Annotated in this window: 20 protein-coding genes and 1 pseudogene; 5 read left to right on the forward strand and 16 right to left on the reverse strand. The window is 52.3% G+C overall.

The window, feature by feature from the left end; all coding sequences use genetic code 11:
• Positions 1 to 14 precede the first annotated feature (14 nt).
• The 12 genes from LOS79_RS10480 to psiE all read right to left on the reverse strand — a co-directional run bounded on the left by LOS79_RS10480 (position 15) and on the right by psiE (position 15,554).
• Positions 15 to 1,460 (reverse strand): SWIM zinc finger family protein, encoded by a 1,446-nt coding sequence (locus tag LOS79_RS10480; protein ID WP_315419101.1) that lies wholly within the window; start codon positions 1,458 to 1,460, stop codon positions 15 to 17.
• A 299-nt stretch (positions 1,461 to 1,759) separates the two neighbouring features.
• A complete protein-coding gene (locus LOS79_RS10485; RefSeq protein ID WP_315419103.1) occupies positions 1,760 to 2,362 on the reverse strand; it encodes a response regulator transcription factor in 603 nt (200 codons plus the stop codon).
• Positions 2,359 to 3,498: a sensor histidine kinase gene (locus tag LOS79_RS10490; RefSeq protein ID WP_315422134.1), complete on the reverse strand. Its 1,140-nt coding sequence runs from the start codon at positions 3,496 to 3,498 to the stop codon at positions 2,359 to 2,361. The genes LOS79_RS10485 and LOS79_RS10490 overlap by 4 nt, the downstream gene beginning before the upstream one ends.
• Before the next feature lie 150 nt (positions 3,499 to 3,648).
• Positions 3,649 to 4,716: a Delta(5) desaturase DesA gene (locus LOS79_RS10495; protein WP_315419105.1), complete on the reverse strand. Its 1,068-nt coding sequence runs from the start codon at positions 4,714 to 4,716 to the stop codon at positions 3,649 to 3,651.
• Positions 4,717 to 4,834: 118 nt separating this feature from the next.
• Complete coding sequence (locus LOS79_RS10500; RefSeq protein ID WP_315419107.1) at positions 4,835 to 6,043, reverse strand: MFS transporter; 1,209 nt, start codon at positions 6,041 to 6,043, stop codon at positions 4,835 to 4,837.
• Between the two features lie 436 nt (positions 6,044 to 6,479).
• Positions 6,480 to 8,075: a response regulator gene (locus LOS79_RS10505; protein ID WP_315419109.1), complete on the reverse strand. Its 1,596-nt coding sequence runs from the start codon at positions 8,073 to 8,075 to the stop codon at positions 6,480 to 6,482.
• 20 nt (positions 8,076 to 8,095) lie between these two features.
• Positions 8,096 to 9,463 (reverse strand): ABC transporter substrate-binding protein, encoded by a 1,368-nt coding sequence (locus LOS79_RS10510; protein ID WP_315419111.1) that lies wholly within the window; start codon positions 9,461 to 9,463, stop codon positions 8,096 to 8,098.
• Positions 9,460 to 11,205: a cache domain-containing sensor histidine kinase gene (locus LOS79_RS10515; RefSeq protein WP_315419113.1), complete on the reverse strand. Its 1,746-nt coding sequence runs from the start codon at positions 11,203 to 11,205 to the stop codon at positions 9,460 to 9,462. The genes LOS79_RS10510 and LOS79_RS10515 overlap by 4 nt, the downstream gene beginning before the upstream one ends.
• A 185-nt stretch (positions 11,206 to 11,390) precedes the next feature.
• Positions 11,391 to 12,254 (reverse strand): carbohydrate ABC transporter permease, encoded by an 864-nt coding sequence (locus tag LOS79_RS10520; protein WP_315419115.1) that lies wholly within the window; start codon positions 12,252 to 12,254, stop codon positions 11,391 to 11,393.
• Positions 12,251 to 13,201 carry a carbohydrate ABC transporter permease gene (locus tag LOS79_RS10525; protein ID WP_315419117.1) on the reverse strand — a complete coding sequence of 317 codons (951 nt, stop codon included), beginning with the start codon at positions 13,199 to 13,201 and terminating at the stop codon, positions 12,251 to 12,253. The genes LOS79_RS10520 and LOS79_RS10525 overlap by 4 nt, the downstream gene beginning before the upstream one ends.
• 116 nt (positions 13,202 to 13,317) lie before the next feature.
• Entirely contained in the window at positions 13,318 to 14,676 is a 1,359-nt protein-coding gene (locus LOS79_RS10530) for an extracellular solute-binding protein (RefSeq protein WP_315419120.1), read from the reverse strand.
• A gap of 473 nt (positions 14,677 to 15,149) precedes the next feature.
• Positions 15,150 to 15,554, reverse strand: coding sequence for a phosphate-starvation-inducible protein PsiE (gene psiE / locus LOS79_RS10535; protein WP_315419122.1), 405 nt, complete (start codon positions 15,552 to 15,554; stop codon positions 15,150 to 15,152).
• A gap of 164 nt (positions 15,555 to 15,718) precedes the next feature.
• Here psiE and LOS79_RS10540 point away from each other — a divergent pair, with 164 nt between their 5' ends.
• From LOS79_RS10540 to LOS79_RS10555, 4 genes and pseudogenes are all read left to right on the forward strand, one after another.
• A complete protein-coding gene (locus LOS79_RS10540) occupies positions 15,719 to 15,931 on the forward strand; it encodes a hypothetical protein (protein WP_039298136.1) in 213 nt (70 codons plus the stop codon).
• Between the two features lie 3 nt (positions 15,932 to 15,934).
• Complete coding sequence (locus LOS79_RS10545) at positions 15,935 to 16,240, forward strand: HNH endonuclease signature motif containing protein (RefSeq protein ID WP_315419129.1); 306 nt, start codon at positions 15,935 to 15,937, stop codon at positions 16,238 to 16,240.
• A gap of 126 nt (positions 16,241 to 16,366) precedes the next feature.
• Positions 16,367 to 17,284: a manganese catalase family protein gene (locus LOS79_RS10550; RefSeq protein ID WP_315419133.1), complete on the forward strand. Its 918-nt coding sequence runs from the start codon at positions 16,367 to 16,369 to the stop codon at positions 17,282 to 17,284.
• A gap of 341 nt (positions 17,285 to 17,625) precedes the next feature.
• Positions 17,626 to 19,160, forward strand: a pseudogene (locus LOS79_RS10555) (IS1182 family transposase).
• Between the two features lie 120 nt (positions 19,161 to 19,280).
• On the opposite strand, the gene LOS79_RS10560 reads toward LOS79_RS10555, so the two are convergent.
• Positions 19,281 to 19,442 carry a hypothetical protein gene (locus tag LOS79_RS10560; protein ID WP_315419136.1) on the reverse strand — a complete coding sequence of 54 codons (162 nt, stop codon included), beginning with the start codon at positions 19,440 to 19,442 and terminating at the stop codon, positions 19,281 to 19,283.
• A 175-nt stretch (positions 19,443 to 19,617) separates the two neighbouring features.
• Positions 19,618 to 20,619 (reverse strand): aldo/keto reductase, encoded by a 1,002-nt coding sequence (locus LOS79_RS10565; RefSeq protein ID WP_315419139.1) that lies wholly within the window; start codon positions 20,617 to 20,619, stop codon positions 19,618 to 19,620.
• A 227-nt stretch (positions 20,620 to 20,846) separates the two neighbouring features.
• Between LOS79_RS10565 and LOS79_RS10570 the strand changes: the two genes are divergently transcribed.
• A complete protein-coding gene (locus LOS79_RS10570) occupies positions 20,847 to 21,518 on the forward strand; it encodes a tetratricopeptide repeat protein (protein WP_315419141.1) in 672 nt (223 codons plus the stop codon).
• Between the two features lie 157 nt (positions 21,519 to 21,675).
• On the opposite strand, the gene LOS79_RS10575 is transcribed toward LOS79_RS10570, so the two are convergent.
• Entirely contained in the window at positions 21,676 to 22,824 is a 1,149-nt protein-coding gene (locus tag LOS79_RS10575; RefSeq protein ID WP_315419143.1) for a DUF4179 domain-containing protein, read from the reverse strand.
• Positions 22,821 to 23,354, reverse strand: a complete 534-nt coding sequence (locus LOS79_RS10580) for a sigma-70 family RNA polymerase sigma factor (protein ID WP_315419145.1) — start codon at positions 23,352 to 23,354, stop codon at positions 22,821 to 22,823. The genes LOS79_RS10575 and LOS79_RS10580 overlap by 4 nt, the downstream gene beginning before the upstream one ends.
• Between the last annotated feature and the right edge of the window lie 149 nt (positions 23,355 to 23,503).

Genomic DNA, 23,503 nt, shown 5'->3' on the forward strand with positions numbered 1-23,503 from the left:
AATCAGTCAGGCTATTAATACAGCAGCCTGATAACCTCATCGTCCTTAATGACTGTAAGCGGCTGTGCGGTAAGCCGGCCCTGGTCCAGATTATGCTCGAACATCACCAGAATATAGCTGTCCATCTGGGCGTTCGCCGGCAGAAACGGCAGCAGATGCACCGTTCCCTGCGGCAGCGACGGGATATCCGCGAGCACCAGCTGGCTGCCGGATTCGTCTGTGATTACATATTGTCCGCTCTCCGTGATACCGAGGCTGGCGGCATGCAGCAGCAGGACCGGCAGCTTGTCGCTGAGCGGATTCTTGATCTGATTCTTCACCTTCTTAATTACGTCCGCGTAGGAGCGGTGAGCCTGAGCAGCTGCCCGTTCAATATCTGCAGCCTGCACTGGTCTTGGCGTCAGCGCCTCAAACCGGATGCGAGCATTCATATCCCCGGGATAGGTATAGACCTGCGGAACCACAGCAATCTCGAAGAAGCTGTCGTCCTCACGCATCAGCTTCGCAGCCTTGTACGGCCGGTAGTTCAGCGTACGGCGGATCTCTCCCCCTTCAGCCGTCAGATCCAGCCAATATCCGAGATCGACAAACTCCTGGCGGGCTGTATCATCGAAGCTGTAGAAGGCCAGCTGCAGCAGCTCGCCGCCTTCCTTCACCAGCCCGTACTCCTTCAGCTCACTCAGCTGCCAGGCATGGCCCAGCCACTCGTCAATGGTCGATTCATGATCGAGCGCCAGCTCCGGGTCCTCGCTCCGGGCCAGCAGATATGCCCGGCCCTTCTTGATGAACGCGTGGAGCCGGGTCAGCTGCTCCACCGCATATGTATAGTTCTGCTCCTGATCCTTGCCGCTGAACATCAGAATGGAGAAGCGGCGCAGCTCAATCTGGGCACCGGACAGATAATAGTTCCCGAGCTGCTTCACCTGCTCCTGAACCGTCTTCGCCGCTGAGCGGTCAAGGGTAGACAAGCCGCTGCGGACGAAGGACAGCACCAGCTTCTCCAGCAGATCCAGCCCTTCGAGCTGGGCCGAGATTTTTTTCTTAAGCGCGGATTTGTTGACCTTCTTGGGTTTGGCCGGTTCGCCTTCAGCGGCAGCCTTCGCTTTGTTCTCTTCCCGCTTCTCTGCCTTTTCACGCTTGCCGGCGATATCCTCCGGAACAGGAGCCGGACTGAATGTCTGGCCCTCTACAAAGGCGTAGAGCAGACCCAGCGCATGCTTGCAGGGGAACTGGCGGCTCGGGCAGCTGCAGCGGAATACCGGGCTCTCCGGCGTAATGAAATCTGCAGAGCATTCGTAGGGTGTCTTACCGCTCCCCGCACACTTGCCGAACAGCAGCTCACCGCCGTCAGACTGGTGAAGCTCGGTGAAGCTTTTTTTGCGGACCAGTCCCTGGCCGTTCTTCATAGCCGCAGCATTGGGTGCTAGTGAATCAACGTATGATGAAGTAAGTTCAGGCAAATCAGATTCCTCCCGGCTGAATTAGGATGTATACAGCATTAATAATAGTGCAGATACGGCACATGCATGTTATTACCCATTTCCACAGGATAAGATCACATGTTTGCATTCATCTTAGCAAAAATAAGGCTCCGGTCCAATGCCGCAACGGATCACGTGGAATAATCAGGAAAAAGGACCTATGCCTATAGGAAAATATGCGCCAGCAGAGATTTTCATACAGATGAAACGCAAAGAAACGGCCGCCCGGGGGACAGCCGCTGTTCGCTTAAAAGAATATCCTTCATAATCAGGTTAAATTACTTGAACCAGCCCTTCTCCTTAAATCGCGTAATCGCCTCAATCCGGTTGCCGACATCGAGCTTGTCCAGAATCACCGAAATATAGTTGCGGACCGTGCCGGTAGTAATGTACAGCTGGCTGGCAATCTCCTTTGTGTTCTTGCCGTCCGCAATCAGGCCGAGCACTTCCTTCTCGCGCTGTGTCAAGGGATTGGCTTCGTTGCTGTAAGCCTCATCCATCAGCTCGGGGGCATACATCCGCCTGCCGTCCATTACACTGCGGATCGACAGTGCCAGCTCCTCGCTCGGGCTGTCTTTGAGCAGATAGGCATCCACCCCTGCTTTGACCGCACGCTCGAAATAACCGGTCCGGGCGAACGTGGTCAGAATCATAATTTTGCAGCCGGAGCCCTTCAGTGCTTCCGCCGCTTCCAGACCGCTCATGGCCGGCATCTCAATATCCATAATGCAGATATCCGGCTGATGCTGCTTCACCAGCTTCACCGCCTCTTCCCCGTTGCCTGCGCGGCCCACCACCTTCATATCCTCCTCCAGATCCAGCAGGGCAGACAGCGCCCCGAGCAGCATCCGCTGATCTTCGGCAATCACAATCTTGATCATTGGGCATTAACCTCCATTTCCGGCCGCTGAGTCACATTAGGCACTTTAATGACTATCGTAGTTCCCTCATCACGCACCACATCCATACAGCCGTTAACGAATTCAAGCCGCTCTCTCATCCCCTGCAGGCCGTGGCCTTTATGATAGAGATTGGCGCCTTCGATGCCTCCGCCATTATCCTTCACCTGCAGGACCAGATCCGTCCGGGACGGCTCAATCCGGATACAGCAGAGCGAAGCGCCGCTATGCTTGACCACATTGTTCACCGCTTCCTTCAGGCACATGCTCAGTACGTTCTCCGTAATCAGCGAGGTGTTGCTCAGGATAGGATCGCCCTCAAGCATGTAATCAATCTCCGCTGCCTGAAGAAGCTGGCGGACACGGCTCAGCTCATCCTCAAGCCGGATTCCGCGCATCTGGGTAATCATTTCCCGCACTTCCTTAAGCGCGCTTCTGGCCGTCATCCGGACATCATTAATTTCTATCAGCGCCTGTGCCGGATTCTTGGTAATCAGCTTGCCGGCGAGATCACTTTTGAGGCCGATCAGCGACAGGCGCTGGCCCAGCGTATCATGCAGATCACGTGAGATGCGCTGGCGCTCCTCCATAATGACCAGCTCGGAGATGCGCTTGTTGGCATCCTCCAGCTGCCCCTGCAGCTTATCCTGGTTATTGCGGTTGTAGGTAGTGACCGGAAGCAGTACGACAGCAATAATACTGACCAGTACAAACGGCAGCTGGGAGAGAAATACCGGATTCCGCGTAATCAGCTCATAGTTGATCGCAACAATTGTAGTCAGCAGATGAATCGTATACAGGGTGAAGAAGCCGGCCCGCTTCTGGATATTGCCGATGAAGAATGCCAGGAACAGGGCAAAGTACATATACCCGAACATCAGCGTCATCGTGATCGAGACTACAATCTGCACACTGGTCCAGAAATAGACAACCCAGCCTCTCGACTTGAACGCCAGCACATAGCAGGCGAAGTAGACGATGATCATAATAATTCCGTACACCCAGCGGTCAGGCGAGGCGGAACGGATAATCGAATAGAAAGGAAGAATGTAAAAAACAACCCACACATAAGGGCTGAGACCTGTGCTTTTATGAAAAATATGATGCCACTTCTGCATATCAGCCATCCTTTTTACCAGCAAGTGTATACCCCCATTTTAGCATAAACCTTCCGGCAACCGGCAATAGCTTACAAAGTTTCATCTCAAAAAGAAAGACAGCACCGGCAGCCTGCGCTCACGGTCCTGCCTTCCTCTGCTCTATCCGCTCTATTCTCCTTGAAGCCCCGGCTTGATCACCTGCAGCACCTCGGCAACTCCAGGCTTCTGCTGCCGCAGCCGCTGCTTCATTTCCTTGAAGCTTATAAACGCCTTACGTTCCTCATCCCACAGCCGGTACTTCAGTGCCTGCAGGCTTGTGCTGAGCGTAATGGTTGTGGCCTTTTGCAGCGGCGGTGTGGCATTATGGGCCAGCTCCAGATTATAGTTAGGCACCTTCGGGCTCAAATGATGCACATGATGAAAACCGATATTGCCGGTAATCCACTGCAGCAGCTTCGGCAGCTTGTAATAGGAGCTTCCTTCTACTGCGGCATTCACATAACTCCATTCCTCATCATGCTCGAAGTACGTATGCTCGAACTGGTGCTGCACATAGAACAGCCAGATGCCCAGGAAGCCGGAGATGAATACGATCGGCAGCTGCACCAGCAGGAATGCCTGCCAGCCGGTCAGCATAATCAGTCCGCTGTAGAGCAACACAATCAGGACATTCGTCAAATACGTATTCATCCGTTCCTTGCGTCTCGCACCCTTGGCATTGAAGCGGTACTGGATGACGAACACGGCAATCGGACCGATTACGAACATAACCAGGGGATTGCGGTAGATCCGGTAATACAGGCGCTGCAGCGGCTTTGCCGCCGCATATTCGTCCACGGTCATGATCCAGATATCACCGATCCCCCGCTTATCAAGATTGCTGCTGCCGGCGTGATGGATGGAATGGCTGTGCTTCCACTGGCGGTAAGGGACCAGGGTAAGCACACCGGTCAGCGTTCCGAGAATATCGTTGGCTTTGCGGTTGCGGAAGAAGGAGCCGTGACAGCAGTCATGAAAAATGATAAACGTGCGGATAACAAACCCTGCAGCAGGAACAGCAAACAACAGCGTCAGACCGTAGGATACGGATAAGCTGAAGTACGCGGCTGCCCAGAGCAGCACCAGCGGCCCAAGTGTATTTATGAGCTGCCGGATGCTCGTTTTGCGGTCGTTTTTCTCATATGGGGCTACGCTTTTCTTCAATCCGGGAAGCTGGGATGTCTGTTTGGTGGTCACCTGGGATCAATTCCTCTCGTCCTGCACCCTGCCCTAGGATGCTTTATCTTTCTACATTATAGAGAAGGAAGTGTCACCCCTGTAAGGCATAAACGTCAAGCCTTCAGTATGACATATGTCATACTTGATTACGCATGTGCCGGCCCGGTTCCTCACGCAGCACGAGCGGCAGCAGGAGCAGCATCCCGATCAGGAACAGCACACCGCTGGCGGTAAATAACGCAGACAGTGAGAACATCCCTTTCAGATAACCGGCCGTTGACATCCCGATCACCATGAAACCCATGAACACCGGTCCCATAATTCCGCCGACCCTGCCCATATAGGCAGCCTCCGTATTGCGCAGAATCAGCGTATTGATACCGATATGGATACACGGGTAAAAGAATCCGGTCAGCGCCTGCAGCAGAATGGTCAGTCCCGCCTGATGCGACCAGCCGACAGCCACGGTCCCGGCAGCACTGACCAGGAGACCGAGTGCCAGCAGCGTCTGCGGCTTCACCGCTTTGCCTTTGCTCATAATGAGAACTCCGCCGAGCAGCATTGCTGCCCCGTTCGCCATCATCACCCACTGCAGGAATCCGCTTTCCCTTCCCAGATTCTCAATAATAACGAAGACCCCCAGCGGCTGGATCAGTCCGGCAGCAAGTCCGGCAAAGGCAAATGCAGCCCCGAGATTCCTAAGCACAGGGCTATTACGCACATAGCTGAGACCGGATTTCATCTCTGCCATAACACTCCCGCGTATTGTACCGGCTTCATCCGGAGCATCCCCGGGCAGCCTGCTAAGGATGAGTGCCGAGCCGATGAACATTCCGCCCATGACCGCCAGTGAGACCTCAATCCCGTAATGACCATAGATAAAGGCCCCGATCACCGGACCGATGACCATAAAGAAAGCCGACAGTGACTGAAACATTGCCATCACACTCTGCAGCTGCTCTTCCGGCACATGCTGCTTGAACAGCTTCATCGCTGACGGCTGCGAGAACTGAGACAGAATTGCCGATAACAGCGTTGCCAGCAGCAGCGCTCTCCACGACCCGGACAGGACTACCAGCAGCACGACGAATACAGAACAGGCAGATAACATATCGCTGATCATCATCGTCCGCTTCGGCAGCCAGCGGTCAGCAAAGGTTCCTCCGACAATGGCAAACAAAAAGACCGGCGCATACTCCGCCACCGAGATCAGGGATACATAAAACGGATCGTTCCCCGTAATCTCCGTCACATAGAGCAATATGGCAAAATTCCTTACCCACACGCCCAATTGCAGCAATACCCGGGACATAATTATTGTCCGCACATACTTGTTACTTAACACGATACACCCTCCAAATTTCATTATCGACTAAATAGATGAATATCTAATCTATTGATAAATATATAGATGTATATTTATTTTGTCTAGTAATAAATAAACATTCCATATTATCGTTTGCTTTTTTTAATCAGAATCGCCTTATTATTCACTTTGCAAAACTCTTAATTTATAGATGTCACTCCAGTGCAAATCTTGCACTTTTTGCAGGATTGTTAGGAAATGGAGACTCTTTAAGCGGGATTGTTGTTCTTAATGCAGGATTTCTGCCGGATGTAGGCCAATGTGAGCTAAATTGTTGTATCTGGTGCAGCATTATTGTGAAGCGAGGGATATCAGCAATAGCTTTGTTGTAATTTGTGCAGGATTTCAGCGGTTCTTAGAGCAGCGCAAAAAGGGCATCCGCAGATGCCCTTACATGTACTTACTGCTCTTACCGCTATACCTGCTTCACATGCTCCTCCCGGTACTCCGTGGGTGTCTTGCCGGTGGCTTTCTTGAACACCTGGGTGAAGTAACGCGGGTCCTGGTAGCCGACGAGCGGCGCTACCTGGTATACTTTTACATTGCTATTCTGCAAGATATACTTGGCGTTCTCCATCCGGCAGTGGGTGACAAATTCCAGGAAGGTATAACCTGAAATCTGCTTGAAGAGGGTACAGAAATGGCTGATGCTGAGATCGGCCACCTCGGATACCTCTTCGATGCTGAGATCCTTATGGTAATTGGCTTCTATATACCGTTTCGCCTTCTCAATAATGCTGCGCCCGTCCTCGCGCGCAGCGCTCCGGTGGCTCTGCTCGAGCCACTCACGGAACTCCGCCTTCAGCACAGCAATCATCGCCGGAAGTGTACCCAGCCCGTTCAGCTTGCTGAGCAGCCCCTCCATCGACCAGTCCTGGTGGGTATTCAAATGCTCGAACTGCCTGTACAGCACGACGCTCATCTCAATCATCAGCCGCTCAGCCAGCGGCTGCGGCAGGCTCTGGGCTTCAATGAACAGGGACATCTCATCGAACAGGGCAAGCATCCGCTCCAGATTCAGGGTACGGATGCTCTCAATCAGGGACAGCTCCAGCTCCTTCGGGTATTTCACCTCACGGCTGCCGGCAGCGGCGGTCTCCTCTTCGAGGAAGACCCCCGCCTGCCCGGAATAGAACCGCTGATATAGCGCCTGTGCCGCCAGAGGATAGATTGTGCTCAGCTGGTCGATCCCGCGTGTACTGCGGCTGATCCCCACTGAGCAGTTCAGCTTGGAGTACCGCTTAATGCCGGCAATCAGGTTCTCGCCGAGCTCTTTTTTGCCGGTGCTGATGCCGGCCGGGAAGAGCAGGATCCATTCCCCGTTATAGAACGGGAAGATGGATAACGCCCCGTTCTCAAGAGACCATTCCTCGAGAATATTGCGGACTGCAAACAGCCACAGATGCTTCTCCTCAGCACTCCACTTGGCAGTCAGCCCGGTATAGTCGTCCAGCCGGACCACCGCCATGAAATAATCCTCCTCCAGCTCGCTGTTCTCCAGCCATTTCAGATGCTGCAGCGGCCGCGGATTGCCGAGCGTGAACTCCGCCAGCATCCGCTCGCGGGCAAGCAGGGATAAGGTCTGAACAGACAGCATCAGCTGCTCGTTCTCCTTCTGGCGGTCCAGGCGCTCTCTGGCCCGGCTAAGCATCTCCGTCAGCTCGTCATGGTCGATCGGCTTCAGCAAATAATCGAATGCCCCGAGCCGCAGTGCCTCCCTGGCATATTCGAATTCCCCGTAGCCGCTGATGAAGATGAAGATCAGCTTCGCGCTGCGCGGCAGCACCTCCTTCATCAGGGCAATGCCGTCAAGCACCGGCATGCGGATATCGCTGATAATGATATGCGGCGCTGTCTCCTGAATCAGCTGCAGCGCAGCTTCCCCGTTCTTCGCCTCCCCGGCTATGCTCAGCCCCAGCTCCTCCCAGGGAATTGCCACCTTCAGGCTGCGCAGAATGATCGGCTCATCATCTACGAGCAGCACTTTATATTTCTCCTGATGCTTATTCATCCCTCATCCCCCCTTAAGACTTATTGGCCGGCCGAACTCCGGATCAGATTCCAGTATTGCTTCGACGCGGACTGAAGCTGCTCCAGCGCCTGATCTCCCGCAAGTCCGCCGTCAATCATCTCCTCGATTACACTCAGGAACGTCTTCTTCACCTCAGGCGACAGCAGATTATCGTACGGCACGAAGCTCTCGTGATTCTCCTCCATCAGATCCATCACCTGGGCAAAGACCGGTCCGGTCTGCTGCGGGTCAAACGAAATCCGCATGGACGGAATTCGAAGGCCTTCATATACAATCCTTGTCTGGATCTCCTTCGTGTAGAAGCCTTTCAGCAGTTCCAGCGCAGCTTCCCGCTTCGCTCCGCTGAGACTCGAGGAAAGTCCGATGCCTATCGTATACCCGCCGGCCATGGACGGTTCCGCTCCCTGGACGAGCGCCGGGAAGGGAATCACGCCCACCTGGTTCTGGAAATCCTCAGGCGCAGCCTTACCGGAGAATAAATTGATATCCCAGTTTCCGTTCAGATACATCGCCGCCTCTCCACCGGTGAACAGGCGGACGGCATTCTCGGTCGAGGTATCATTGGAGCCCGGACTGAAGGCTCCCCCTGCAATCCATGTATTCAGATGCCTGAACGCTTCCGAATATCCACTGTTCTGAAAGCTGGCCTGCTCTCCGCTAGTGACCAGCTTCTGGATCAGCTCCGGTCCGGCGTAACGGTCCATCAGATAGTGGGCAAAGATGCCGGCAGGCCAGCGGTCTTCGTTCCCGAGGGCGAATGGTATGTAGCCAGCCGCTTTCAGCTTTAGAATGACTGCGTCCAGCTCCGCAACCGTTGATGGCGCCTTCAGGCCAAGCCGTGTGAAGATTTCCTTATTGTAATAGAGCGGCTCTGCATTGCCTTCAATCGGCAGGCCGTAGATCCGCTCGCTGAAGGTCCACAGGTGCAGGTCCTTGAACTGGTTACGCAGTCCGTTCTCTTCTGTGAACTCCGTCAGGTCCATCAGCCTGTCGGAGCGCACGTAAGGCTCAATCTCAGCTCCCCCGAACAGGACGAACATATCCGGCGGTGTACCGGTGACCATCTCGCTCTTCAGCTTCTGCTCGCGGTGAATCGTCTGGTCCAGCCCCTCGAAGTTCACCTTCACATTGGGATGCTGCTCCTGATAGTTCCGCACAACCTCTTCGAATATCGCCAGCAGCGGCCGGTCATGCTCCTTGATCCAGAAGTGCCTGAAGGTCAGGGTGATTTTCTCGGGTGAATTATCCTCGATCTGCCCGCGGTCCTCCTGCATAATGAATACAACTGCACCGGCCATCAGCACAATGTAGAGCAGAATCCAACCCCAATTCGTCCACCACCTGGCCATCTTACGCTGCTCCTTCATTTCACTGCTCCTTCTGAGGCTGGCTGGATTCGCGGAATCCGGATACAGATGGCTGATCCGAAGCCCGGGGATGAGCAGACCAGAATGCCGTAAGGATTGCCGAACCGGATATTCAGCCGCTCATGCACATTCTTCAGCCCGACCCCGCTGTCACTGTATTTCTTGGGATTGGTGCGTTCCTTATTCCACTGGCTCATCAGCACATCCAGATCAAAGCCAGGTCCGTTATCCTTAACGATGATAATGATATCCTTACCGTTCTCCTGGGCTTTAACAGTAATCGTGCCATGCTCCTCCATCTGCTCAATGGCATGGTATAAAGCGTTTTCTACAATCGGCTGGACAATCAGCTTCTGTGTCATAACATATCTCAGCGAATCGGGCAATTCCAGCTCATAGGAGAATTTGTCCTCGAACCGGAATTTCTGGATATCCAGATAGTGGCGGACATGCTCAAACTCCATCTGCAGCGGAATCAGCTCCTGATTCTGGCTGATGCTGATCCGCAGCAGGCGTCCAAGCGAGACAACCATCCGGCTGATATCCCGGTTGCCGGCCAGCACCGCCATGGAGTTGATCGATTCCAGTGAATTATAGATGAAATGCGGATTAATCTGCGCCATCAGCGCCTTCATCTCCGCCTCTTTCTTGCGCCCCTGCTCCGTCTGCACCTGCTCAATCAGCTCATTGATCTGCGAGCTCATCCGGTTAAAGCCGTCAATCAGGGAATCACTCTCATCATTGGCCCGTGTCGGTACGGTAATCGGCATGAAAATCCCCTGCTTGACCCGCTTCATCCCGTTCACCGCACTGTTGATGCTGCGGACGAGCCTGCGGATGAAGTAGTGGTCGAACAGAAACGCGGACAGCAGCGACACCACACCGAGAATAACCGCGATATTGCGGATCGATACCGATTCTGAAGAGATCAGGTTCATCGGGGTAATGGCTGCCAGATACCAGTCTGTATTATGTGAAGGCAGGAAGGTGATCAGCGACCGCACTCCCTGATAATTGTCAATGTAATAGTCCTGCTCCTGCGTATAATTCTCCTGTAAAAAAGGAAAATCCGTCCGCTCGCCGATATGCGCTCCTGACTTGTTGAAGACAATATTGCCCTGCTTGTTGACCAGCAGGATATCCCCTTCCTTCAGGGTGGCAGCTTCCCAGAAAATCTGATCGAGCAAATCCGGTTTAACGTATACGACCAGATAGCCGATATCCTCCAGTGAATAATAATCCTTAACCACTCTGGCCTGCACGAGCACCGGCCTGCCGCTGCTGGACGAGCCGTTCTCGCCCGGACCGGACCAGACAGGACGCCCTTCGGCACCCTTCATTGCCCCGAACCAGACCTGCCGCTGCATGTCGTTGAAAGACATCGGCGCATTATATTGATAGAGCAGCCGGTCTTTACCGTAGAGGCTGAACGAAGTGATCATCGGATGGTTGATCAGCAGATTATTAATCTCCTGTTTGCGGTCATACGTAAGCACGAAATTCTGCTGCTTGAGCGATTGCTGGATAGCCGGCTGTGTAATCGCCGAATTCGTAATTGAAGTTATCTCACTGAGCGCGAACTTGAGCTTGCGGTCCGTCTCCAGCAGCGAGATCCAGTAGAAATTGCTTGATTTCTTCTCCATTGCATTGGAGAAATTGACATACGTAACCATCCCCATGACAATCACGGGAATGAATACGAGAAGAATAATAGCAAACAAGATTTTGCGGCGGAGCTTCATAACCGTTCTCTTCCTCCTGCTGTCTCTGTCCGAATAGAAGAATTTATATGTTTCACATGATAACTTATCCTTCTATTTCTCGCTGAAACGGTACCGTCCTATAAAAGGACGGTAAAGCCGTTTCCACTTGATTATTATTCTTCACAGCATTCTGTATTTCCTGTTACAGCCACGTGAATCGTGAATCAGCTCTTGATAGCGCCTGAGGTCAGGCCGGCAATTACCCAGCGGCTGAACAGCAGGAATACAATAAGCAGCGGCAGTGTCGCCGTAAAGGTCGCAGACATAATCATGCCGTAATCAAGACCGTCACGGGTCGTGAACAGCTGCTGCAGGGCAATCTGAATCGTGTAATGCTCTTTATTCTTCAGCACAACGAGCGGCCAGAAGAAATCATTCCAGACCGTCATGAAGTTCAGAATGCCCAGTGTTGCCATCGCCGGTGTAATGACAGGGACCGCGATGTTCCAGAAGATCCGGAAATGCCCGCCTCCGTCAATCCGTCCGGCTTCAATCAGCTCGGTCGGAACAGCTGCGGAGATATACTGGCGCATCCAGAAGATACCGAAGGCGTTGACCATCGCCGGTACAACCAGCGCCTTGAAGCTGTCAATCCAGTGCAGCTTCGCCATAATTACATAGGTCGGCAGTACACCGAGCTGCTGCGGTACAATCAAGGTGGCAATAACGAAGATGAACAGCATATTTTTGCCGGGAAATTCATATTTGGCAAACGCATAACCGGCCAGTGTGCAGAAGAACACGACCGAAATGGTTACCATAGACGATACGAACAGCGAGTTGCCGAGCGCCTGGAAGAAGTCCGCCTTTTCAAGTACCCGCTTGAAATTAACGAAGAACTGGTCCCCGATCGTCAGCAGCGGCGGAACATGGAAGACAGCCCCCTTGTCATTCGTGCCGACGACAAACATCCAATAGAACGGGAAGACCGAAACCAGCGCCCCGAGAATCAGCACGAAATAGAAGCCCAGCTTACCGAACAAGCCGAGATCATCCGGTTTTTTTCTGAATATCCGCAGTGTGCTCACGCTTTTTTCCCTCCAGTCTCTCTGCCGCCCCGTGAAATCAGCATATTTAGAACAGAGAACAGAATCGTAACGAGGAACAGCATAACTGCTGTTGCCGCCGCCGTACCGAAGAATCCATTACGGAAAGCTTCACTGTACAGATAAGTAACCATGGTAATCCCTTCCTGCCGGGTAGAACCGGTTCCCGATTGGCCGAGGAAGACATACGGCTCAGTAAACAGCTGCAGGGCACCAATCGTAGATTGCAGCGTCACGAAGATAATAAACGGCTTCAGCAGCGGCAGGGTGATGGAGATCAGCTGCTGCCTGCGGTTTGCCCCGTCAATCCGGGCGGATTCATACAGATCCATCGGAATGCTCTGCAGTCCGGAGAGGAACAGAATGGCATTGTATCCCGTCCAGCGCCACATCACCATGGTCGAGATGGCAATTTTGACCCCCCACCAGCCGGAGTTAAAGGCCATACTGTCCAGGCCTACCCCGTTCAGCAGCCAGTTGATCATCCCGTTGTTACCGAACAATGTACTGAACACGAGCGTTACCGCAACGATGGATGTAATGTTCGGCATGAAGTACAGGATGCGGAATGTTTTTTTGAATTTGGTCATGCCGGAATGCAGCAGCACCGCCAGCAGCAGCGCCAGGAATATCTGCGGCACCGTACCCATCAGGCCCATAATCAGCGTATTGCTGAATGAAATCCAGAAGGTCGGGTCGCTGGTGATGAGATCATAGTTTTTGAACCCTACATATTTCATAGGACCCAGTGCATCCCACTTGAAGAACGATAAATAGAATGTGAAGAAGATCGGATACAGTCCGAATATCGAGAACAGAATAAAGAACGGTGAAATGAACGTATATGCAGTGATGCGGCTCCGTCTTTGTTCGGTCAAAAAAGGACGTTTGCTCTCGGCATGCGGACTCGCTAATACAGGCTCAGCCATGTCACACCTCCAGGGAATTCATAACGTTATAAATCCGGACTCACAGAGGATGAAAGCTCACTGTGAATCCGGACAGTCGAGGAGAATAATTACTCCCCGTGTGGAATTAAGAAATATTAGCCGCGTTCTGCGAGCGTTTTGGCCTGCTTCACTGCGTCATCCCACTCTTTGGCCGGATCGGCTTTCTTCTCAAGCACGTTTTTCAGCGCGTTCTTGAAGAAGGTATCCGTCTGGTCATGCAGCGGTCCGTAGTATACCGGTTTAACGCGGTTAGCCGCTTTACCGAATTCCACTGCAGTCTGCTGGCCGCCGAAGAAATCATCCTTGAAGTCTACGAATGCAGGATCTTCATACAGTGCAGGAATGGAAGGCATCAGGCCTTTGGTCTTGAAGGATTCCAGCTGGCTGTCCTTGTTGACCAGGAACTGGATGAAATCATAAGCTTCTTTCGGGTGTTTGCCTTCTTTAGGCAGGGTAATGAACGATCCGCCCCAGTTACCTGCACCTTCAGGAAGCTGAGCGATTTTCCATTTGCCTGAAGAATCAGGCGCATTGCTCTTGATATTGCCGGCCATCCAAGCCGGTCCCATTACTACTGCGAACGAACCGTCGTTCATGCCTTGGCCCCACTCCGGCGACCAGAGCATAACATTGCTGATCCAGCCTTCCTGGATGCCTTTCACAGTAAAGTCATACGCCTTCTTCACCTGCGGATTCGTATCGCCGATGAACTTGCCGTCTGCTTTGCTGAAGTAGATTTCATCTGCCGACTGGTCACGAAGCGCATTGTACGTGAGATCTGTCAGGTCGGAGAAGTATTTACCGGTCTTGTCCTTGAAGGCTTTCGCTACCGTTCCGAATTTATCCCAGGTATCGATTGCTGCACTGAAGCCATCCGGATCGCTTGGCAGTCCTGCCGCTTCAGCCAGATCAGTACGGTAGTACACTACAGTCGGCCCGATATCGGTTGGAAGTCCCAGCTGGAAGCTGCCATCGACCGATGAAGCCTGCTTCCACTTCCAGTCCAGATAATTCGCCTGGATGTCCTTCGCGCCCAGATCATTCAAGTTGTAGAACTTATCCTGTGCTCCCAGGAAGCGCTCCATGAAACCGATTTCAAGTTGGAAAATATCCGGTGCGCCTGAGCCGGCCGAAAGGGCTGTTGTCAGGTTGTTGTGGTGGGCCGTCTGGTCACCGGTGTTCTGAATCTTGATCGTTACATTCGGATGTTCCTTGGTGTATTCAGCGGCCAGCTCTTCGTAGTTCACGTTACCAAGTGTCCAGAACGAAAGCTCAACCTTCTCTGCAGGCTCTGTTTTGTCCCCTTCAGTTGCCGGTGCATTTGTGCTTGCTGCGTTGTTACCCGTATTTTTCTCTGCGTTGTTGCCGCCGTTGTTGTTGCCTCCGCAGCCCGCGAGCGCCCCCACGAGCATGATCGACACCAGCCCCAGCGCCAGGTGTTTTGCATTTTTCATTCCTCTGTACCCCTCTCAAAGGTTTCTCTTACAAGATTTAGTGTACAGCAGGCAGATGTATTTTTTGAGGAGGTAAACTTCCGATTTATGGTGGAAATTATTCTGATTCTTAATTGAAGCTAGAATACATAGCTCATCATTACTTATTTTGGTAAAATAGGTTTAATTGTCAGCTCACTAATCTGCTATAAACTATGAAACGGGGTGATCCATTTGCTCATCTTTTTCAAATCCAAATCATTTCTAATAACCACAGTGCTATTCAGTTTACTGTTTATCGTTAACGTGACTGCTGCCCACTCCACACCAGGAGAGATTGCTCTTGCACTGCTAAAATGTGTATTAGCGGGGATTGTCTGCGGAGCCGTATTCGGAGGGATATTCTTCCTGCTGATGAATAGAAAGCAAAAACAGGATTAACACACTAACGCTAATCCTGCACTCAATGTAAATTCTGCTCATCTTTCAAGGCTCTATTCCCGCTTCAACTGCTTCGTATTAGCCAGATAGAGGGTAACCACCAGCACAAGGATGGCACCGGAGTAGAGAATCGTATCCAGCGGACTCTCATGGTCAATGATGATCAGGCGGATGATCGCGGTAATGCCGATATAGATGAAATAACGCAGCGGGAAATGGTATTTGGCTTCGAAATATTTGATGATCAGCGCAATGAATTCGAAGTACAGGAAATAGACCAGTATCCCTTCGAGCAGCTCCAGCTTGGATACGTGTGTACCATTATTAATGTAGCTGAAGATATAGAGGGTTTCCTTACCAAGGAAGATTACCAGGATTAAAGCGAGAACTACCAGCGACAGATTCAGCACCCATTGCAGCACCACCGGCACAAGGCCGAATTTACTCATTATTTTCATCAGATCAGCTCCTGCTCCAGGTTAATCCACAGTATAGAAGTGATTACGTTTCCAGTGCAAGCCCCGGTTTGCCCCGTCTGCCGGGCTGGATTAATAGCTGCTGCATGGGTATACTGGTTGTATTTGCTGCACTATATCTTTCCTACAAAAAGGAGAATTATCCCATGCCTATTAACCGTCCTTTGCTGACTGACAGTGACCTGCAGGAAGCGATTGACCGCAAGCTGCCCGTCCGTGTATTTCAGGATGATCATCTGGTGAATTCCGGCGCGACTGTTGTCCGCTTCACCGATTCCGATGTGGTAATCCAGTCCCGGGTCAGCGATCTGACCTATTATTCCCGCAGCCGCTGCGAATTCTTCGAAGTCCGGCCATAGCGAATGAAAGACCAAGCCTCCAGCAAGTGTGAGCTATGCGGCCGTTCCCCTCTTGCCACTACCGTTCATCATCTCATTCCCCGGGAAAAAGGGGGAGCGATGCTGCCTACCGCACTTCTGTGTAAGGCTTGCCACCGGCAGATTCATGCGCTGTATACCAATAATGATCTCATCGCTCTTGGCTTGACCACACTGGACAATCTCCGTAAGGACCTCCGGATTGCCGCTTATCTCAAATGGATTACGAAGCAGCCGCCAGGCTCTGAGCCCAAGCTCCGCAAATCAAAACGTGTACGCGGCGGACGGTAGCATAACCGGGTTACCGGATCTACCGGCTACCGGCTGCACAAATGTATAGATTGCCTGATTCGGAGACACTATAGAGCGGAGAATGGCCGGAAGGCTAACTATACCTATAGTGAGGCAGGTGCTTTCATGTTCAAGCGTTTTGATGAGATTGCCATCGAGATTCCCGAGGTAGAGCGTCCGGATGCCAATGCTGCGGCGGCAGTTCAGGAGCTGCTGGGCGGTAAATTCGGTGAGATGTCGACCCTGAATAACTATCTGTTCCAATCCTTTAATTTCCGCAGCAAAAAAAAGCTCAAGCCCTTCTACGATCTCGTCACGAGCATTACCGCAGAAGAACTGGGCCATGTAGAGCTGGTATCCCATGCCGTCAATAAATGCCTGTGCGGCTCAACCTCCTATAAGGATCCGGATCAGACTCCCCTGAATCCGTTCAAGGATGCCCGCAACACTTATTTCGCCCTTGCCGGCGCCCAGTCGGCAATGCCCTTTGACTCCATGGGCCGGCCCTGGAGCGGGGAATATGTCTTTAACAGCGGAAATCTGATTCTTGATCTGCTGCATAACTTCTTCCTGGAATGCGGCGCCCGCACCCATAAGATGAAGGTATATGAATTGACTGATCACCCCGCTGCACGTGAAGTCGTAGGTTATCTGCTTGTCCGCGGAGGCGTCCATGTCGTGGCTTATGCCAAGGCGCTGGAGGTAGCGACCGGCGTCGATGTCAGCAAGCTGGTGCCGATTCCGTCCCTCAGCAATAAGGCATTTAATGAAACGCGTAAATATGAGTCAAGAGGCGTACACACGAAGCTGTATACTAACAGTGACGGTGACTTTACTGCGATCAGGCAGATCTGGAAAGGCCTTCATCCCGAGGACGGACAGCCGCTGGAAGTCATTGAAGGCTCACCGAAGGGTTATCCGATTGCGGAAGCGCCTGAGGTACCGGAAGAATTCGCCCCGGGCTTCTCGGAGGAGGATTTCCTGAATATCGCCGCCCGTCTGCAGGCTGCCGCCAATATCCCTGCTTCTGAGCAAGTACATTAACATTTCCGCAGCTGCTTAGCGGTCAAAATAACGGGGGTGTCCCATAAGCCATGAAATGGCTGGGACACCCTTGTTTTGGAGTTGGATGGACGTTTGCGCTCGGTGAGGACGCTCCGCGAACGAAACGTTGTTACAATCGCTGTGCTCTCCAGATTTTTTTCATTCCTCTTAGCGGTGAAAATCCGGAGACCAAGGCGAACGCTTCCGCTTTTCCACAATCGTTCCGTCCTCTCCGCTGTTTAAGCGGGATACGAATACACATTTTTCAACAAAACAAAAAAGAAATCGCCTTTTTGGTAAAATGGAGGTACCACCCAACCATCCCAAAAGGAGCGATTTCTTTGTACATTCAATATACCATGGACCAACTTTGCCTGCCAATGGATTTAGAAGAAGACATTCCAGAAAACCACCTCGTTCGTGTCGTGAATGCCGCCGTTAGTCGGCTGGACGACGCTATCTTTGACGCTGCCTACCCTGGGGGCGGCCGTGACAGCTACCATCCTAAAATGCTGACCAAAGTCATTATTTACGCCTACACTCAGCGTATCTATTCCTCTCGCCAAATCGCCAAAGCGGTACGCGAGAATATTCCCTTCATGTGGCTCGCTGGTCGGCAGCGGCCAGACTTTCGGACGTTGAATCGTTTCCGTTCCCAACGGATGAAGACCGTTCTCGAAACCGTATTTACCGCCGTGCTCCAGTTTCTGGCTGACGAAAAATACGTTTCACTGGAGCAGTACTTTGTGGACGGAACCAAAATGGAGGCGAACGCCAACCGCTATACGTTTGTGTGGGGCAAGGCGGTCAGCAAACACAAAGCCAAACTGCAGGAAAAGGTGCATGCCCTGTTCACTGGCATTGAAACGGCAGAAGAGCAGGAACAACAGGCGAATCAAGGAAAAGATCTTGTTGAACTCGGTTCAAGTTCTGAAGTGAGCAGCGAGAAACTCGAACAAGCCGTGCAAAAGCTTGAAGCTCAGCTTAAGACAAGCCCCTAAAAAAGGCAGTACGGAAGCTACGCAAGGATTTGCTTCCGCGGCTGCTGAAGTACGAACAGTACCAAAAGCTGCTTGGCGACCGAAATCGCTTCAGTAAAACAGATTCAGACGCGACGTTTATGCGAATGAAAGAAGACCACATGCGAAATGGCCAACTGAAACCGGGCTACAATGTACAGATTGGGACCGAAAACCAGTTTATTTTAGCCTACAGTCTACACCAAAGACCGACCGACACCCGCTGTTTACAGCCGCACATGGAAAAAGCAAGGCATATCCTTGGGAAACTTCCAAAGACCGTAATCGCGGATGCAGGTTACGGCAGCGAAGAAAACTACGCCTACCTAGAAAAGAAAGAAATTCAGGCGGTCGTGAAATACGGCAGCTACCATAAGGAAAAGAGCAAAGCCTGGAAAGCGAATGCCGGAAAGATTGAGAACTGGACGTACGACGAAGCCGAGGATCGCTGGACATGCCTGGCAGGACAAACGCTGCATTTCCGCAAAGAGAGCAAGGAAATCTTAGAGAGCGGATATGAAATTCAGAAGCGTCATTACCGAAGTCAGAACTGCGAAAGATGTCCGCTAAAGGAAAGCTGCACGAAGGCAAGTGGAAATCGGGAAGTTGTGGTGAGTTTGGAACGGTTAAGGTACCAAAAGCAGGCTCGGAAAATGCTGCGAAGCGAGGAAGGATACCTCTTAGCCGTTCGTCGAATGACGGAGCCAGAAAGCGTATTTGGACAACTGAAGAACAACCGGGGCTTCCGGCGTTTTCTGCTTCGCGGCATGGAGAAAGTGACGCCCCAGGTCGGATGGCTTTCCCTTGCTCACAATCTACTGAAGCAAGCTGCGAATGACCAAAACGCAAAACAGTGATCCTCCAATAACCGAAGGATCGCTGTTTTGCTGTCATTTTACTTTTTCAAGATAATAAATTCCTGTCTCTGTTGTAAGAATATCTACTTATGAGACAGCCCCGTTTCTTACGCTGCATGTTCATTTAGTTCTTAAGTCGCTATACGCCTTCAGCTTCTCATTAAGCACATCCTGAAAGCTCTGAGTCTTATCATCCGTCCGTTGCGGCTTAGGATTAAGAACGGGCTGAGGTCTAAAAAACTGATGATTAAAAGCCATAAGATTATGTACGCTCATACTCATTGAAATTCAACCTCCTTCTTTAATCTCCAGCACGCTTTTCGCGAGTGCGAAGTATCTTATTCCTTATATAAACCGCTCCTTCCAGTCCTAAACAGTTAATTCTCATTTTCAGGAAAAAAATAATCTCCAAGCCGCTATTCCGGCTGGAGATTATGTGCAAACACGCAAATCCGTTCTACTTTTTCAGCGCTGACCAGGAAACCTCATTCAGCAGCTCCAGCTCCTCCCGGCTCAGCCGGAAGGCCATGGCACCGATATTCTCCCGGGCATGGCGGACCTTGGAGGCACCCGGAATGGCGACTACGGTATCGCCGTGATAATGAATCAGCCAGTTCAGCGCCACCTGGCCCGGAGTAACCCCGTACTTCCCGGCCAGCCCGGACAGGCAGTCAATCAGCGGCCTGCTGCGGTTCATACTGCCTTCGTCCAGACCCGACTGCATCCGCCGGATCCGTGACACTGAAGCAATCTGTGAAGGGTCTTGGTGGAAACGGCCGGTCAGAATGCCCTGCTGCAGCGGAGAGTAGGCAATAATTGAAATTCCCAGCTCCTTGGCAGCGTCCATCGTTCCGTTCTGCTCGATACTGCGGTGCAGCAGATTGTATTTCACCTGATTGGAAACCAGCGTTAAGCCGTACGTTTTCAATATGCGGTGAGCTTCTGTCATTTGCTTCACAGAATAATTGCTTACACCGACATAGCGGATTTTGCCTGCGGCAACCAGTCCCGCCATCGCTTTCATTTCACTGGCAATGCTCGATAAGGAGAAGGGCTGATGGATCTGATACAAATCAATTTCTCTTCCGCCAAGGCAGGCAATCCGTTCATCAATGGTAGCTGTAATCGAGCCTGCCGTCCGCAGCAGCGGCCACCATTTGGTGGCAATGAGCGGGGCGGCATGCGGGCTGCCTTCTTGCTTGAGCCGGTCCAGCACCTGGGCCAATGCCTGCTCAGATTTGCCCCCGCCATAGATTTCTGCCGTATCGACCCAGTTCATGCCGCCCGTAAGGCTCACGCGCACAATTTCCAGAATATCGTCATCGGTAAGATTGCTCCAGTAGCGGCCTACAATCCCGCTGCCCCGGCTGAACTGCCAGCAGCCAAGCCCAAGCGGTGATACGGATAAATCCGACCGGCCCAGCGGCCGTAATTGAACCTTGGTCAGAAGTGTCTCCATGCTTCATCCTTCTCTCAGAGATATAGTATTTAACACACAGCTTAAGACTTCCCCTGCAGCCTGTCAAATACAGGATGTACAGCAGCGATCCCCTGCTTATTTATAGAACAGGAAGAACCTGTATAATCGGTGATGGCCTCCCAAAAGGGGGATATGGTATAATGTCCCTGCCTAACTGCTCAACGCTGCAGGAAGCTCAAGCTACACAAATGTAACGGAGGGAATTCATGATTAAATTTTTAGGTGTCCTGCTGCTCTTTCAGCTGGTGGGCAATCCGTTTCTGGCCCTGATTATTCTGTTTGCCGTCCTATATTTCCTGGACCGCCGGTATGTTGGGATTATGCCCAGCATTGCCAAGCCTTTCCGCCGCAGCCGGCAAATATCCAAGCTGCGGACAACGATTGCCATGAGCCCGAATGATGTAACGGCCAAATTCGATCTGGCGCGGCTGCTCACTGAACGCAAACGCTACAGCGAATCCAAGGAACTGCTGACAGCCATTGCTGACCGTTATGAGACCTCCGCTGAATACTGGGTGGAGCTTGGCTATGCCAACCTGAAGCTGGGACAGCTTCCCGAAGGGGAAGCCCAGATGCTTAAGGGCCTTGACATCAACCGCAGGGCTCAATACGGCCAGCCTTATCTCCGCCTGGCTGAAACCTTCCGCCACACGGACCAGGACAAGGCCCTGTTCTATGTGAGCCAGTTCCAGGAGATCCAGACCTCTTCGAGTGAGGCTTACTATCTGGCCGGCTCCATGTATAAAGCGCTGGGCCGCAGTGAGGATGCCTCCCGGGCTTTTGCCGAATCCATTGCCATTTACCGCTCATTACCCAAATACAAGAAACGCCAGGAGCGCGGCTGGGCGCTGCGCAGTTACCTCGCTAAGCTCCGCTGAGAGAACCGCTACATACGTCCCGCAGTAACGGGACAGCCTTACCCGATATGCAACATTATGCAATGTATAGCGTGTGCATTCACTTGCCACTTGCCTGCTAACGCAAATAACCTCCGGGTTCTGCACATGCCCTGCGCAGCCCGGAGGTTGTTTTTTACTATTTTACAGGAACCGTGATCTCCAGCTCCGGAATATACGCCTTCAGTCCGCCCTCCTTCCCGGTATAAGGCTTGATTACAATATACTCCGGCGTCGTTTCAAAGGGTTCAAATCCAAAGCTGTAGGACAGGATATCCCCTCCGCCTGTACCGTTGCCGCTAATCATCTGAACCTCCCGTCCCTGTTCATCCGTAAGCTCAATTCCGAGGGCGAAATGGCCGTTGACCTTATATTTCTCCGGAATAGCCGCTTCTAACGCTTGGATTCCTGCTCCAGGCTCCCCTATTACCTCTGCCTCCAGCATGGTCGTAGTCCGGCTTACCTCCAGCCGCTTAATCTGCAGACGGATATGATCGTGGACTTTAATCTCATCCGGAGTGAGCACGAAGCCTTCAAGTGTATGCTTGCTCACCGGGAACTCGAAAATGAAGGGCTCAGCTTCTTCGGGAATGTAAACCCGCATTTTGAAATCAAACTGGTCCGGGACTTGCAGATTGCCTGAATTCAGTGTTGTAACAATGACAGAGTCAGGTGCCTCCAGCCCGCCGGGTGCAACGCCCCATGCCGTGTTTACAAGTTCTCCATCCACAAAAAACTCAATTTCATTTCTTTGCCCGGTCTCAGGATCAGGAATGACCCATGTATCGGAAAAGGACTCATGTGCATACACGCCCTGCGACCGGGTCAGCACCAGCGATAAGCGGCTCCCGTCATACATTTGCTCCGATACGGTCAGTGTGATCCCACCATGTGTAACGCTATGCCGGATCTCTGAAGTCAGCCCCGCCTCATTTGCTTTTTGCAGCCCCGTGTCTCCGGCCAGCCTGAATACACTGTCCAGGAACGGCAGCTTCTTCAGCGTTTCCGCCATTGCCGGGGAGACAAATCCGAGGCTGATCACCAGCACCAGCACTGCGGCAGCTGACGCTGCACTGATGAGTATCCGGGACAGCCAGGTGTGTTGTTTACGGTGCACTCTGGCTGTTTCTGCTTCGCCGTGCAGGTCCGTAGCTTCAAGCCCGGTTCCGGCCTGGCCGCCGATCATCAGGTAAGTGTTCTCCATGCGGGCCTTCACCTGATCCGGCAGCTCCGGGAGGGCCTTTTCCTTCAAGCCGGCCAGCCGTTCCTCTAATTGCTGCTCATTCATCCGTTCATCTTCCTTTCTGCAGGTTCTGTAAGGATTCCATAGAGTGTTTTCCTCGCCCTGTGCAGCCTGGTCTTGACCGCTCCAGCAGGCAGCTCCAGCAGCCCGCCGATTTCCTGGAGCGTCAGCCCCTGGTAATAATGAAGCGTCACAATTGTCCGGGAGATTTCTTCAAGTCCGCTGATGGCATTATGAAGATCCATATCCGTCTCCTGCCGGGATAACGAATGTATTCCCTCAGGCGGCTCAGACATTATCACCACCCGCTCCCGCTTCCGCAGAATCATATTGCATTCATTGATCAGAATCCGCATTATCCAGGTGCCAAAGAACGACGCTTCCTTGAGGCCGGATATCGCTTTGTAGGCTTTCAGCACCGTCTCCTGCATGGCATCGCTGCAATCCTCGTCGTTTCTGACAATCGACCGCGCCACACTGTACATCTGCCTTTCCCGGCCCTTGACCAGCCCAATAAAAGCTTCGCTGTCTCCTCCCTGTGCACGCCTGACCAGTTCCTCTAGATTGCTGTCCAAGTGGCTTCCCCTCCTTCCTTTCTGCTGATTAGATGAAGCACAGGCCCGAAAGGTTACTTCTTATGTAGACAAAAATATCCGCATGCATCCAGCTGAACAATAAAGGGCAGGCTTCACGAAACCGGAAGCCTGCCCTTATTCATTTCTGT

The organism is Paenibacillus sp. MMS20-IR301, from assembly GCF_032302195.1.
GTDB lineage: Bacteria > Bacillota > Bacilli > Paenibacillales > Paenibacillaceae > Paenibacillus_AQ.

Excerpts from the sequence above, each read along its gene's own strand:
- LOS79_RS10485 (WP_315419103.1), bottom strand. The coding sequence starts at position 2,362 with ATGATCAAGATTGTGATTGCCGAAGATCAGCGGATGCTGCTCGGGGCG.
- LOS79_RS10490 (WP_315422134.1), bottom strand. The coding sequence starts at position 3,498 with ATGCAGAAGTGGCATCATATTTTTCATAAAAGCACAGGTCTCAGCCCT.
- LOS79_RS10570 (WP_315419141.1), top strand. The coding sequence starts at position 20,847 with ATGATTAAATTTTTAGGTGTCCTGCTGCTCTTTCAGCTGGTGGGCAAT.
- psiE (WP_315419122.1), bottom strand. The coding sequence starts at position 15,554 with ATGAAAATAATGAGTAAATTCGGCCTTGTGCCGGTGGTGCTGCAATGG.
- LOS79_RS10540 (WP_039298136.1), top strand. The coding sequence starts at position 15,719 with ATGCCTATTAACCGTCCTTTGCTGACTGACAGTGACCTGCAGGAAGCG.
- LOS79_RS10510 (WP_315419111.1), bottom strand. The coding sequence starts at position 9,463 with ATGAAGGAGCAGCGTAAGATGGCCAGGTGGTGGACGAATTGGGGTTGG.
- LOS79_RS10530 (WP_315419120.1), bottom strand. The coding sequence starts at position 14,676 with ATGAAAAATGCAAAACACCTGGCGCTGGGGCTGGTGTCGATCATGCTC.
- LOS79_RS10550 (WP_315419133.1), top strand. The coding sequence starts at position 16,367 with ATGTTCAAGCGTTTTGATGAGATTGCCATCGAGATTCCCGAGGTAGAG.
- LOS79_RS10505 (WP_315419109.1), bottom strand. The coding sequence starts at position 8,075 with ATGAATAAGCATCAGGAGAAATATAAAGTGCTGCTCGTAGATGATGAG.
- LOS79_RS10545 (WP_315419129.1), top strand. The coding sequence starts at position 15,935 with ATGAAAGACCAAGCCTCCAGCAAGTGTGAGCTATGCGGCCGTTCCCCT.
- LOS79_RS10525 (WP_315419117.1), bottom strand. The coding sequence starts at position 13,201 with ATGGCTGAGCCTGTATTAGCGAGTCCGCATGCCGAGAGCAAACGTCCT.
- LOS79_RS10565 (WP_315419139.1), bottom strand. The coding sequence starts at position 20,619 with ATGGAGACACTTCTGACCAAGGTTCAATTACGGCCGCTGGGCCGGTCG.
- LOS79_RS10515 (WP_315419113.1), bottom strand. The coding sequence starts at position 11,205 with ATGAAGCTCCGCCGCAAAATCTTGTTTGCTATTATTCTTCTCGTATTC.
- LOS79_RS10575 (WP_315419143.1), bottom strand. The coding sequence starts at position 22,824 with ATGAATGAGCAGCAATTAGAGGAACGGCTGGCCGGCTTGAAGGAAAAG.
- LOS79_RS10560 (WP_315419136.1), bottom strand. The coding sequence starts at position 19,442 with ATGAGTATGAGCGTACATAATCTTATGGCTTTTAATCATCAGTTTTTT.